Annotated in this window: 12 protein-coding genes; 8 read left to right on the top strand and 4 right to left on the bottom strand. The window is 63.2% G+C overall.

The annotated features are described in order from the left end of the window. Positions 1–134 precede the first annotated feature (134 nt). The gene (gene mnmC / locus LPA37_RS26580) at positions 135–2,102 is read right to left on the bottom strand and encodes a bifunctional tRNA (5-methylaminomethyl-2-thiouridine)(34)-methyltransferase MnmD/FAD-dependent 5-carboxymethylaminomethyl-2-thiouridine(34) oxidoreductase MnmC (protein WP_229014147.1); all 1,968 of its coding nucleotides are present in this window, start codon (positions 2,100–2,102) and stop codon (positions 135–137) included. A gap of 437 nt (positions 2,103–2,539) precedes the next feature. On the opposite strand from mnmC, the gene LPA37_RS26575 reads away from it, so the two are divergent. Next, positions 2,540–2,818 carry an HU family DNA-binding protein gene (locus LPA37_RS26575; RefSeq protein ID WP_074262967.1) on the top strand — a complete coding sequence of 93 codons (279 nt, stop codon included), beginning with the start codon at positions 2,540–2,542 and terminating at the stop codon, positions 2,816–2,818. 57 nt (positions 2,819–2,875) lie between these two features. Here LPA37_RS26575 and LPA37_RS26570 read toward each other — a convergent pair whose 3' ends face one another. Continuing rightward, positions 2,876–4,174, bottom strand: coding sequence for a GTP-binding protein (locus LPA37_RS26570; RefSeq protein WP_229014146.1), 1,299 nt, complete (start codon positions 4,172–4,174; stop codon positions 2,876–2,878). Between the two features lie 218 nt (positions 4,175–4,392). Further along, positions 4,393–4,830 (bottom strand): lytic transglycosylase domain-containing protein, encoded by a 438-nt coding sequence (locus tag LPA37_RS26565; protein WP_228978692.1) that lies wholly within the window; start codon positions 4,828–4,830, stop codon positions 4,393–4,395. Between the two features lie 467 nt (positions 4,831–5,297). On the opposite strand from LPA37_RS26565, the gene gspD reads away from it, so the two are divergent. Genes gspD through gspF form a run of 3 tightly spaced genes read left to right on the top strand, consistent with a single transcriptional unit; the run spans position 5,298 to position 10,322 of the window. Next, positions 5,298–7,589, top strand: coding sequence for a type II secretion system secretin GspD (gene gspD / locus LPA37_RS26560; RefSeq protein ID WP_229014145.1), 2,292 nt, complete (start codon positions 5,298–5,300; stop codon positions 7,587–7,589). Next, positions 7,586–9,100, top strand: a complete 1,515-nt coding sequence (gspE, locus tag LPA37_RS26555; RefSeq protein ID WP_228978696.1) for a type II secretion system ATPase GspE — start codon at positions 7,586–7,588, stop codon at positions 9,098–9,100. Before gspD ends, gspE begins: the two co-directional genes overlap by 4 nt. 4 nt (positions 9,101–9,104) lie before the next feature. After that, positions 9,105–10,322: a type II secretion system inner membrane protein GspF gene (gene gspF, locus LPA37_RS26550; protein WP_229014144.1), complete on the top strand. Its 1,218-nt coding sequence runs from the start codon at positions 9,105–9,107 to the stop codon at positions 10,320–10,322. 48 nt (positions 10,323–10,370) lie between these two features. Here gspF and LPA37_RS26545 read toward each other — a convergent pair whose 3' ends face one another. Further along, complete coding sequence (locus LPA37_RS26545) at positions 10,371–10,781, bottom strand: type II secretion system protein N (RefSeq protein ID WP_228978705.1); 411 nt, start codon at positions 10,779–10,781, stop codon at positions 10,371–10,373. Positions 10,782–10,951: 170 nt separating this feature from the next. Between LPA37_RS26545 and gspG the strand changes: the two genes are divergently transcribed. The 4 genes from gspG to LPA37_RS26525 are packed head-to-tail and all read left to right on the top strand — an operon-like array spanning position 10,952 to position 12,999. Then, positions 10,952–11,416 carry a type II secretion system major pseudopilin GspG gene (gene gspG, locus LPA37_RS26540; RefSeq protein WP_228978706.1) on the top strand — a complete coding sequence of 155 codons (465 nt, stop codon included), beginning with the start codon at positions 10,952–10,954 and terminating at the stop codon, positions 11,414–11,416. Positions 11,417–11,428: 12 nt separating this feature from the next. After that, the gene (locus LPA37_RS26535; protein WP_228978707.1) at positions 11,429–11,902 is read left to right on the top strand and encodes a GspH/FimT family pseudopilin; all 474 of its coding nucleotides are present in this window, start codon (positions 11,429–11,431) and stop codon (positions 11,900–11,902) included. A gap of 1 nt (position 11,903) precedes the next feature. Then, the gene (gspI, locus tag LPA37_RS26530; RefSeq protein ID WP_228978710.1) at positions 11,904–12,302 is read left to right on the top strand and encodes a type II secretion system minor pseudopilin GspI; all 399 of its coding nucleotides are present in this window, start codon (positions 11,904–11,906) and stop codon (positions 12,300–12,302) included. Continuing rightward, positions 12,280–12,999 carry a PulJ/GspJ family protein gene (locus tag LPA37_RS26525; RefSeq protein ID WP_407672631.1) on the top strand — a complete coding sequence of 240 codons (720 nt, stop codon included), beginning with the start codon at positions 12,280–12,282 and terminating at the stop codon, positions 12,997–12,999. The genes gspI and LPA37_RS26525 overlap by 23 nt, the downstream gene beginning before the upstream one ends. Positions 13,000–13,087 lie beyond the last annotated feature (88 nt).

The raw sequence follows: 13,087 nt of genomic DNA, 5'->3' as shown, positions 1-13,087 counted from the left end.
GATGAACAACTTTTCCGATAAAGACGCGGCGCGAGAGTTGTCCCCTTTACGTCCACATCGGGTCCACATGAGTTGATGCCGCTTTTCTCACGGTTATCCACAGACAGACGTGGATAACTTTTCGCATGACCATGCTATCGAACGGTCCCTTGCCGCAACGCACGAAGCAGAAAACGCGCGGGATCGATGGATTCGGCGAGGTCACGTTCGATTGGCCAGGGCTCACCTTCGATCTGGGACGCGATCAGTTCCGCTCCCAGCGCAGCCCACACCAGTCCACGCGAGCCATACGCAAATGCGCAGAAAAGACCCGGTGTGCGTGGCAAATCAAGCGGCCATGCACCGCGAAGACGGTCGGCCTGGTTCGCGGCTTCCGCTTCATCGGCAAGCATGCCGATCATCGGCATGCGGTCCGGCGCCACACATCGAAACGCGACGCGGCCATCGAGCGCTTCAGCCTTGAGCGGATCGATTGCGTGATGGAGTCCGGGCAGCATCTGCGCGAGGCGCACCAGATTTTCGGCGTGTCCGTTTGCGCGTAATGAGGTATCGGGATCGTCGAGGTCGTAGGTCGCGCCGGTCAGCGTGAGGCCACTCGCGAGCGGAACCGCATAACCCTCGCCGATCACGGGCAGATGCAGTTCCGGCACCGTACCCGACGGCAATACGGTCAGCTGGCCACGCACGCTGTGTGTCGTCGCGTAGCGCAGCCCGGCAATGCGAGCGGCATCATGCGCGTTCGCAACAACGACAACAGGTGCCCGCTCGACGATCCGCCCGCTGTCATCGAACACGTTCCACTGATCACCGTCCCGTTCGATGCGCGCGACGTTCACGCCGAAGCGCCGGTCGAGCAGCGAACCCGCGGCTGCGCATTGCGCAGCGCACAGCGTCGCGGGTTCGATCCAGCCGCCTTCCGGGAAGAACCAGCCGCCGTTCGCTACATCCACGTTCGCGAGCCGTCGTGCTTCGTCGCGGGACACCGGCGTGACGTACCCGGACGGCCACGCAAACGAAGCGAGCGATGCCGACATCGCACGTGCTTCGTCGTCGTTCCCTGCAAGCTGAAGAAGTCCTGAAGTGCCCCGCGCGAGCGGATGGCCTGCATCGGCGAGTGCCGACCATCGCTGCAATGCATAAAGAAAGCCCGCGCGCGTGATGCGTGACGCGACACTGTCATCGCGCGAGAGCATCGGATGAAACACGCCCGCGGGATTGCCAGATGCTTCGCGCGCGATGCCATCGTGTCGTTCGAGCGAACTCACATGCCAGCCGCGCGCGGTGAGCCGCTCGATCACCGCGCAACCCGCGAGACCGGTGCCGATCACGACCGCGCGACGTTCAGCGACAGCAAGCGGCATCGGTGGATCATGTCGGCGCACCCGCCAGCGCGGCGCAAAACGTCCAACCAGCATTGCGCGCTTCCAGCCAAAACCGTCGACCTTGCGATACTCGAAACCTGTCTGTAAAAGCGCGCGTTTCACATCGCCGGAACTGGTGTACGTGGCGAACGTTGCGTCGTCCCCGGCGAGACGCGCGAGCTGCCTGAAGAGTTGCGGCGTCCACAGGTCGGGGTTTTTTGCAGGCGCAAAACCATCGAGGTAAAACGCGTCGGCGCGTAACCAGAGCGATGCAAGCGTAGCGCCCGCATCGCCGAACACAAGCGTCAGCGTGACGCGACCTTCATCGAATTCGATCCGGTGAGTACCCGGAACCATTGGCGGCCATGCATCGGCAAGTGTGCGTGCAAGAGCAACGATCGATGGATCGGAAACCGTCGCGTCATACGCGCGATGCAGATCGTCCCTTGAAAAAGGGTGTTTTTCCATCGAAACGAAATGCAGCCGTTCGCAACGTAAGGGGTCGGCGCGCCAGGCGGCCCACGTCATCAGGAAGTTGATGCCCATGCCGAAGCCCGTTTCCAGCACCGTGAAAACGCGTCTTTCCTGCCAGCGTGCGGGCAGATTGTTGCCCTGCAAAAACACGTACCTGGCCTGGGCAAGACCGCCGACCGCGCTGTGATAGATGTCGTCGTATTGACGTGAGAATGGCGCGCCGTTGTCGCGAAAGGCGAGCGTGGCAGGGATCAGCGGCTCGGTCATGCAGGCAGAAAGAGAACGTCGAGAGTGAGGAACAAAGCGTGCTGTAAAGCACTGGAAAGCCCGTGTTACAAGGGTTACCCGGCGATATACCGTCGCTCGGGCGTTGGCAAAAACCAACGCTGGCGCGGTGTTCAGGCCATCCACGTGAGTGGTTTGATGCGTTCCAGGGGGAAAAAGGCCCAATCCGCGTCCAATCGGAACTCGATCGGGCAAGGAACCGTGTAAATCTTCGAAACCCTTATCCTGATTGGGTTTGCGCTGCGCTATCATAGCAGGCGCCGCACAGGGAAGCGGCAGCACGGCCGTCGCGTGAAAAGCTTCGCGACGCGTTTGTCCGGAGCGCTCCGGTCACCGTCGCTGCTCGACGGCGCGGCACGCGCACGTATAATCGGCGCGTTCGCGCTGTTCGTGTCAACCTAAACCAGAAAGGAACCTTAATGAACAAACAGGAACTGATCGACGCCGTCGCAGGTCAGACGGGCGCCAGCAAAGCTCAAACCGGCGAAACGCTGGACACGCTGCTTGAAGTGATCAAGAAGGCCGTGTCCAAGGGTGACGCAGTCCAGTTGATCGGCTTTGGCAGCTTTGGTTCGGGCAAGCGCGCAGCACGTACGGGCCGCAACCCGAAGACCGGCGAAACCATCAAGATTCCGGCCGCCAAGACCGTCAAGTTCACGGCTGGTAAAGCGTTCAAGGACGCAGTCAACAAGCGCTAGGCTTCAAGAGCCTTGTGTTGACGCCCGCCATCGGCGGGTTTTTTTTCGTCTGCGTTTCTAGTGATGGTGGTGGCCGTGATCATGATGATGGTCGTGATCGTGATGATCGTGGTCGTCGTCATCATCGAGATCCCACGCGGGGAACGGATCGGCAAACGCTTTCCACGCTTCCGGACCGGACGCATATTCGTCGTCGTTCAGCAGGCACGCATCGAGTCTCGCGCGCCATGCGGGTGCATCGATATCGACGCCGATCATCACCAGTTCCTGGCGACGGTCGCCGATGCTGAAGTCGTTGGCATCGCCGTACCAGTCGGCGGCGATTTCGTTCATCAGTTCATCGTCGCCTTCGGGCCATTCGCCGCGATCCTGCGCGGCCCACCACGTGCCAGCGGGCGCAGGCCGGCATGTGCCACCCGCCTGCGAGAGCGTGCCGCCGATCTCGTTGCGCGTGGCCAGCCAGAAAAAGCCCTTGCTGCGCAGCACACCCTTCCATTCTTCATGCAGCAGCGCCCACAGACGCGCCGGATGAAACGGACGGCGCGCGCGATAGACGAACGTACTGACGCCGGCATCATCCGCGTTCATGTGCGGTTGCGGATCGTGATCTTCAGTGAGCGTGACGAGCCAGCCGGCGGAACCCGACGTTGCATCGAAGTCGAAGTGCTGTGTATCGAGCACGTCGGCAGGCGCGACATCGGCGTAATGGCTCACGATCTGCACGGCGCCGGGATTGATGTGCGTGAGAATGCGTTGAAGCCGCGCGAGCGCTTCGTCGCTGACGAGATCCGGCTTGTTCACCACCAGCACGTCGCAGAACTCGACCTGATCGACAAGCAGTTCGACGACCGTGCGATCGTCGTCTTCGGTCGTGACGATGCCCGCTTCGGCCAGTGAACCGGTTCGCGCGAAGTCAGTCAGAAAACGCGACGCATCGACGATCGTCACAGTTGTGTCGAGCCGTGCGATGCCGGCGAGCGGAGTGTCGTCGTCGTTCTCGCCGTCGCCGAACGTGAGGCTTTCCGCAATCGACATGGCGGTGGAGGCGCCCGCCGCTTCGACGAGGATCGCATCGAACTGCTGCTCGCCGGCAACGCGTTCGATATCGCCGGGCAGATCGTCGCTCGCCGCGATCAACGCGCTACCGTTTTTCAACGCGATTCGTTTTTGCGTCGCGCCGTGCGTCGTTCCGGACGCGCGCACGAGTGTCGCATCGAGTTCGATCGCGGCGACATCCGCGACGATCACCGCAATGCGCAGGCCAGCCGCGTTCGCGAGGATATGTTCGATGAGCGTGGTCTTGCCCGCGCCCAGAAAACCGGAGAGCACGGTGACGGGCAGTGGCGACTGGTTCATTGCGGTCAGAAAGCGAGAAGAGAAGAAAGGCGTGCCGGGCGCAAAACCGGGGTGCGGGCGAGCGGCAGGACGAAGCCGCATTGTGCATCAAACGTCGCGAGGCCGCGCGAATCCGCCGCCCGGCAAGTGCACGCATGGACGCGCGATGCACAACGTCCGGCAACCGGCCGGCTGGCGTTCAAGGAAGACTGGCAGAAAACCCGCGTGCGGCGAAATGCTCAGCGCAGCAGGTTCCACTTCTGGAGAATGGCCGCGATCTGCTTCGCGTATTGATCGCGTAGCGTCGGCGTTTCCGAATGGTAGGCGCCGACTGCGTTCCACGTATTGCCGTATTTGTTCATCTGGCGTCGCAGATGCCAGGCGGCAATGTAGACATTCTTGCAGGGTTGCATCAGCGTATCGGTAGAAATGCCGTATTGCGACAGCGTCGCGAGATGGACGGAGTTGATCTGCATGATGCCGTAGTCGGTCGAACCGTTCGCATTCTTGTGCAGGGCGTCGGGCCGGTTGTGCGACTCCTGCCATGCGATCGCACGCAGAATGAGCGGATTGACCTTCTGGTAACTGGCCGCCTCGTCAAAGCAGTCGGCGCGTGCCGGCGCGGCGGCGAACCACGCGCAGAGCCCGATAGCGACAGTGACGAGAGCTGGTTTCATCGGTCAAGATGACTAAGCAAATAGCGGTGAGAAGACGATGCGATGTCCGTCGTCGCGGCCCGACATCGGGGAAAACCCGTGCCTTTCCGGATGCGTCCATCGCATGGAACCGCCCGTATCATACCGGCAGCCTGTGACGGGTCAAGGTTGGCTAACCGACATAAGTCTGCAGATTCCGGAGAGTATGTCTTCGACATTCGACGTTCGAGGTCGCGCAGAGGCTTTCATGAGGTTGACGAACGCGCGCGTCGATTAGAGGAAACGCACTGCCGGGGGGCTTTTTGTGAGAATGTCGTCATAAAAAGCTGTTACTGTTCATTTTTTTTCGGGCCTCAGATTGGCGTGCGTCCGGCAGACCGGCAGGCGTCAGGGCGAAGGGGCTGCGCCCGGCCGGCATGTCCACTGTGCATGACCGTCGGCGACGGCTGTCGTCGGCATTGACATCACATTCCATGAGAAGAAATCGTATGGCATTGCGTCGCGTCGCCACGGCGCTGCTGGTTGCTGGATTGATCACCTCGCAGATCGCACACGCACAGGTGACCCTCAACTTCGTCAACGCGGACATCGACCAGGTGGCCAAAGCGATTGGCGCTGCAACCGGAAAAACGATCATCGTCGACCCACGCGTCAAGGGTCAGCTGAACCTCGTTTCCGAAAATTCCGTTCCTGAAGATCAGGCGTTGAAGACGTTGCAGTCCGCGTTGCGAATGCAGGGTTTCGCACTGGTTCAGGATCATGGGGTGCTGAAGGTCGTGCCCGAAGCCGACGCCAAGCTGCAAGGCGTGCCGACCTATGTCGGCAACGCGCCGGCCGCGCGCGGCGACCAGGTGGTGACCCAGGTCTTCCAGCTGAAGAACGAATCGGCGAACAACCTGCTACCGGTGCTGCGTCCGCTGATTTCGCCGAACAACACGATTGCCGCCTATCCGGCCAATAACACGCTGATCGTTACCGATTACGCGGACAACGTACGCCGTATCGCGCAGATCATCGCGGGTGTCGACACCGCCGCGGGCCAGCAGATTCTGGTCGTGCCGCTGAAAAACGCCAACGCGCTCGATATCGCGACGCAGCTTTCGAAGATGCTCGATCCGGGCGCGATCGGCAGCACGGATGCCACGTTGAAAGTGTCCGTCACCGCCGATCCCCGCACCAATTCGCTGCTGCTTCGCGCATCGAACATGCAGCGGCTCGCGGCGGCGAAGACACTCGCCCAGCAGCTCGACGCGCCGAGCAGCGCGCCCGGCAACATGCACGTCGTGGCGCTGCGCAACGCGGACGCGACAAAGCTCGCGAAGACCTTGCGCGGGATGCTTGGCAAGGGTGGCGACACCGGCTCGTCGTCGGGTTCGAATGAAGCGAATTCGTTCAACCAGAACGGCGGCGGCGCGTCGGGCAGCAATTCGACGGGCACGGCGGGCACGCCGCCGCTGCCGTCGGGCGGACTCGGAAACAGCTCGATGGGCTCGCCGATGGGCGGCAGTGGCGGAGGATACGGCGCGAATGGCAATTCCGGTTCCGGCGGCCTGCTCGGCGGCGACAAGGACAAGAGCGACGACAACCAGCCGGGCGGCATGATCCAGGCGGACGCCGCGACCAACTCGCTGATCATCACGGCGTCCGAGCCGGTGTACCGCAACCTGCGCGCGGTGATCGACCAGCTCGACGCGCGGCGCGCGCAGGTTTATATCGAGGCGCTGATCGTCGAGCTCAACTCGAACACGAACGCCAATCTCGGCATTCAGTGGCAGGTCGCGAACAATTCGGTCTATGCCGGCACGAACCTGTCGACTGGCGCGAGCAACAGCATCATCAACCTGACGGCGGCGGCCGCGGCGACCGGCGCCACGGGCGGTCTCGCCGGAGCGCTCGCGGGCCAGCAGCTCCAGCAGGGGCTCAACGTCGGCTGGATTCACAACATTTTCGGCGTGCAGGGACTCGGCGCGCTGTTGCAGGCGCTGTCGCAGACCGCCGACGCGAACGTGCTGTCGACGCCTAACCTCATCACGCTCGACAACGAGGAAGCCAAGATCGTCGTCGGCACGAACATACCGATCCAGACGGGTTCGTATTCGAACCTCACGAGCGGCACGGCGAGCTCGGCGTTCAATACCTACGACCGCGTCGACGTCGGTCTGACGCTGCACGTCAAGCCGCAGATCACCGACGGCGGGATTCTCAAGCTGCAGCTCTACACGGAAGACTCGGCGATCGTGAACGGCACGACCAACGCGACGACCAATCCGGCGGGCCCCGAGTTCACCAAGCGTTCGATCCAGTCGACAGTGCTCGCCGATAACGGCGAAATCATCGTGCTGGGCGGCCTGATGCAGGACAACTACCAGGTCAGCAACAGCAAGGTGCCGCTGCTCGGTGATATCCCGTGGATCGGCCAGCTATTCCGTTCGGAGCAGAAGAACCGCAACAAGACCAACCTGATGGTGTTCCTGCGTCCCGTGATCATCAACGATCGGGACACCGCGCAGGCCGTGACGTCAAACCGCTATGACTACATCCAGGGCGTGCAGGGCGCGTACAAACAGGACAACAACCTGATCAAGGACAATGATGATCCGGTCGTTCCGCCGATGCCGATCGGCCCCAGCCAGGGCGGCACGCCCGCGCTGAACCTGTTCGATCTCGACCAGATGCGTCGTCAGCAGATGGCGCCGCCGCCGGCCGCCGCTCCGGCGCCTGTTCCCGCGCCGGCGAATGGCGCGGCGGGGAGCATCCAGTCGCCGGGAGCGCGTCCGTGACGCAGGCGCCTGCCCAGCCACCGCATCGCGCTCCCGGCGGCGATCCGGCTGGCGAGCGCGAGGCGCCCTCGCCGCTCGCCGCGCGGCTCGTGCCGTACGGCTTCGCGAAGAGCGGCCAGATTCTCGTCGCGCATCAGCACGCGGACGGCCTCGAAGTCTGGATCAGCGATCGCACGACCGATGCGGCGCTCGCGGAAGTCGCGCGCAATTTCGGCGCGCTTTCGGTGGTGCGCCTGTCTGCCGACGAACTCGCGCAGGCGATCAATCAGGCGTACGCGCGTCAGGATGGCAGCGCGGCACAGGTGGTCGGCGAAGTGGAAGGCGAAGTCGATCTGTCGCGCCTGATGCAGGAGATTCCTGAAGTCGAGGATCTGCTGGAATCCGAAGACGACGCGCCGATCATCCGCATGATCAACGCGCTCCTTACGCAGGCCGCGCGCGAACAGGCGTCGGATATTCACATCGAGCCATTCGAGACGTCTTCGGTGGTGCGGTTTCGTGTCGACGGCACGTTGCGCGACGTCGTGCGTCCGAAGAAGGCGCTGCACGGCGCGCTGATCTCGCGCATCAAGATCATGGCGCAGCTCGATATCGCCGAGAAACGTCTGCCGCAGGATGGCCGCATCACGCTGCGCGTCGGCGGCCGGCCGGTCGACGTGCGCGTCTCGACGCTGCCGACCGGCCACGGTGAGCGCGCGGTGCTGCGTCTGCTGGAAAAGGACGCCGCGCGGCTGAATCTCGAAGCGCTCGGCATGCCCGCCGACACGCTCGTGAAATTCGACAGGCTGATCGGGCGTCCGCACGGCATCGTGCTCGTGACGGGCCCGACCGGCTCCGGCAAGACGACGACGCTGTACGCATCGATGTTGCGGCTCGAGACGGCCACGACGAACATCATGACCGTCGAGGATCCGATCGAATACGACCTGCCCAGCATTGGCCAGACGCAGGTCAACGAGCGGATCGGCATGACCTTCGCGCGCGCGTTGCGCTCGATTCTGCGGCAGGACCCGGACGTCATCATGATCGGTGAAATCCGCGACCTCGAAACCGCGCAGATCGCGGTGCAGGCATCGCTGACCGGTCACCTCGTGCTGGCGACGTTGCACACGAACGACGCGGCATCGGCGGTCACGCGTCTCACCGACATGGGCGTCGAGCCGTATCTGCTCGCGTCGTCGCTGCTGGGCGTGCTCGCGCAGCGGCTCGTGCGGCGGCTGTGCCCGGCGTGCAAGGAAGAACGCGTCGAAGAAGACGGCAGCGTGCGCTGGCATCCGGTCGGCTGCGACAAGTGCGGCCACTCCGGTTATGCAGGACGTCGCGGCGTGTATGAACTGCTGCTCGTCGACGAGTCGATTCGCGGGCTGATTCACCGCAACGCCGCCGATGCGGAAATTCTCGAAACGGGCCGCGCGCAGGGTATGCGCACGCTGCGCGAGGATGGCGACCGCTGGCTCGAATCCGGGCTGACGTCGCTCGAGGAAGTGATTCGCGTGACGGGCGGAGTGTAAACACATGCCAGCGTTCCGCTTCGAAGCGATCGATGCGTCCGGCAAGGCGCAAAAAGGCGTGCTCGACGCCGACAGCGCCCGCGGCGCACGCACGCAGTTGCGCACGCAGGGATTGACGCCGCTCGTCGTCGAACCTGCCGCGACGCGCACGCGCGGCGAACGCAACCAGCGTCTGTCGCTCGGGCGCCGGCTGTCGCAACGCGAGCAGGCGATTCTCACGCGACAGCTGGCGAGCCTGCTGATCGCCGGGCTGCCGCTCGACGAAGCGCTCTCCGTGCTGACCGAGCAGTCCGAGCGCGACTACATCCGCGAACTGATGGCGTCGATTCGCGCCGAAGTGCTCGGCGGTCATTCGCTCGCCAATGCGCTTTCGCAGCATCCGCGCGATTTTCCCGAGATCTATCGCGCGCTCGTTTCGGCCGGCGAACATACCGGCAGGCTCGGCCTCGTACTGTCGCGCCTCGCCGACTACATCGAGCAGCGTAACGCGCTCAAGCAGAAGATCGTGCTGGCGTTCACGTATCCGGCGGTCGTCACGATCATCGCGTTCGGTATCGTCACGTTCCTGCTGAGTTACGTCGTACCACAGGTCGTGAACGTGTTCGCGAACACGAAGCAACAACTGCCGTTTCTCACCATCATGATGATGGCGCTCTCCAGTTTCGTGCGGAACTGGTGGTGGGCGGTGCTGATCGCGCTCGTGGTCGCGATCTACATCGCGCGTTCGATCCTTGCGCAGCCCGGGCCACGTCTCACGTTCGACCGCTGGCTGCTCACGGCGCCGCTCTTCGGCAAACTCGTGCGCGGCTACAACACCGTGCGCTTCGCGAGCACGCTCGCCATCCTGACGGCTGCCGGCGTGCCGATCCTGCGCGCACTGCAGGCCGCGAGCGAAACGCTCAGCAACAAGGCGATGCGTCTGAACATCGACGACGCGATCGTGCGCGTGCGCGAAGGCACGTCGCTGTCGCGCGCGTTAGGGAATACGAAGACGTTTCCGCCGGTGCTGGTTCACCTGATCCGTTCCGGCGAAGCGACGGGCGATGTCACCACGATGCTCGACCGCGCAGCCGACGGCGAATCGCGCGAACTCGAACGAAGGACGATGTTTCTGACGAGCCTGCTCGAACCGCTGCTGATTCTCGCGATGGGCGGCGTGGTGCTCGTGATCGTGCTGGCGGTGATGATGCCGATCATCGAACTGAACAATCTGGTTCAGTGAGCGGTGGACATTGAAAACGCGGGGCGGGCATCGAGGCCGCGCTGAAAGCTAGCGGACGTAGATGGTAGGGCCGGGCGCGTTGGCGGGCAGGAATACTTCGGAACGTGCCCCGTTGCGATCGATGATGATCGAGCGTGTGCGGACTTCCGAGAGTTTCGCGCCTTGCATGATCGTGCTGCCGAGCGATACGGCATGCGGCGGTTCATCGCCGGTGCTGATGATTGCCGCGGCGCCTTCGCGTAGCGCGAGGATGCCGAAGAGACGCACGTCCTGATTCGTGTTGCGCGTGAGCTTTCCGCCGAAGAGCGTGGCGGCCTGTTCGACCGAGACAGGCGGAAGTGCTGCAGCCGCCGCCGGACCGGGCCGATGCGCGGTGAGCGTGACGACCCACCAGGTCAGCGTCGCGCAGAAAACGGCGAAGAGCGCGAGTGACAGGAGGCGTGTTTGAGGTGCATTCATGCGCGTCATTGTACGGACTATTGTGAAATTTGCGTGGAGTTGAAACCCTTCAACTCCATGACATTAGAATGACTTGCCGGGTCTGACTCCCGGCGATGAATCGCGAAATATTCACCGCATCGGACGCCGTCCGGTGCATCGATACATTTTATGGAACGAGGTAGCAAGCTATGCAGATGTGGACCACACGCCGCTCCGAAATCATGGGGCCGCGCGCCCGCCGTCAACGCGGGTTCACGTTAATTGAAATCATGGTGGTCATCGCGATCCTCGGCATTCTTGCCGCGCTGATTGTGCCGAAGATCATGAGTCGTCCGGACGAAGCACGTCGCGTCGCGGCGAAGCAGGACATCGGCACCGTGATGCAGGCGATGAAGCTCTACCGGCTCGACAATGGGCGTTATCCGACGCAGGAACAGGGTCTGCATGCGCTGATAGAAAAGCCGTCGACCGACCCCGTGCCGAACAACTGGAAAGACGGGGGTTACCTGGAGCGTTTGCCGAACGATCCGTGGGGCAACGCGTATCAGTATCTGAATCCGGGCGTGCATGGTGAGATCGACGTGTTCAGCTACGGCGCCGACGGCAAGGCGGGCGGCGAAGGCAACGATTCCGACGTCGGTTCCTGGCAATAACCGGCCGACTGTATGAAGGCGATCCGTCCGGGGACGCGCGCGTCCGGCTTCACGTTGCTGGAGATGCTGGTGGTGCTGGTGATTGCCGGCCTGCTGGTGTCGCTGGCATCGCTGTCGCTCACGCGCAATCCGCGCACGGATCTGAATGAGGAAGCACAACGTCTTGCGCTGCTGTTCGAATCGGCCGGCGACGAAGCGCAGGTCCGCGCGCGTCCCGTCGCGTGGCGGCCGCTCGATGGCGGCTATCGCTTCGACGTGCGCACCGATGACGGATGGCGTCCGCTGCGTGACGACCTGCTGGGACCGCGTCGCTGGGAAGGTGGTGTGACGGGCGTGTCGATCAGCTATCCGGGTTCGGACCAGCGATCCGACCGGATTGTTTTTGGCACGGAGAGCATCGATGCGCCGGTGCAGGTCACGCTTTTTTCTTCCGCGGGGCGCGCGACCATCGTCGGTACGGGCAATGGCCGGTATGAGGTGCATTGACATGCGGCCCTCGGCGCGGGGTGTCGGGCGATCGCGTGGCTTCACGATGATCGAGGTGCTGGTCGCGCTCGCGATCATCGCGGTTGCGCTTGCTGCGTCATTGCGCGCGGTGGGCAGTCTCGCGACTGGCGAGGCCGAGCTGCACAAGCGTCTGCTGGCTGGCTGGAGCGCTGACAACACGCTCGCGCAGTTGCGGCTTGCGCACTCGTGGCCCGAGGTGGGCGCGCATAGCTTCGACTGTTCGCAGGGCAATCTGCAGCTGATCTGTACCGAGAACGTGAGTGCCACGCCGAATCCGGTTTTCCGGCGTGTCGAAGTGGCGGTGACGACACCCGGACGTTCCGGCAATCTGGCCCAGCTGGTGACGGTGATAGCAAATGAAACGAACCGGTCGCTGTGAGGGTTGCGCGCGCGGCGTCACGCGGGTGGGCCGGATGAGTCGTGGGGGGGGCCGCGGTGGCGCGCGCGGTTTTACGCTGATTGAACTGCTGGTGGCGATTGCGATTCTGGCGGTGATTGCGGTGTTGTCGTGGCGCGGGCTGGACCAGATCGTTCGCGGGCGACAGACGATTACAAACGCGATGGAAGACGAGCGTGTGTTTGCACAGCTGTTCGACCAGATGCGGATCGACGCCCGTCAGGCTGCATCGGATGACGAGGCTGACGGGGCGGCGGTGAGCATCGGTAGCAGCGTGTTGCAGATTGTGCGAGTGCGTGATGAGGTGGGTGCTGCGCCTCGGCTGCAGGTGGTGCGGTACCGGATCGTCGATGGGCGCGTGATCCGGTATGCGTCGCCGCCGCTTGCGAACGTGGGAGAGTTGCGGCGCGCGTTGCAGGGTGGCGAGGGAAGCGACTGGAACGCGGTGCCTTTGATGGGCGGGGTGGGGTCGATATCGGCGCGGGTGTATGTCGCGAAGGTGGGGTGGACTGCGCAGATGAAGGATGTGCAGTCGGCGATTACGAAGTATGACAATGATCTGAAGGTACCCCAGTTGGGGAACGCGCCGTTGCCGCGCTCGGTGACCGGGCTGGAAGTGAGTATTGGCGCGAAGTCGCTCGCGAGGCCTGTTGTGCGGGTGTTTCTGGTGGGGGAGTGATGGTGCGTGAGTTTGCGTTACACGCGGGGCTGGGTTTTTGTTTTCTGGTCAGGTTTTTTGTTGGCCTTTCCTTGTATTCGTGTCGGTT

The organism is Paraburkholderia gardini, from assembly GCF_907164545.1.
Taxonomy (GTDB): Bacteria; Pseudomonadota; Gammaproteobacteria; order Burkholderiales; family Burkholderiaceae; genus Paraburkholderia; species Paraburkholderia gardini.
Note: the sequence above shows the minus strand (reverse complement) of the source record. Positions and strands in the feature narration are given on the sequence as shown.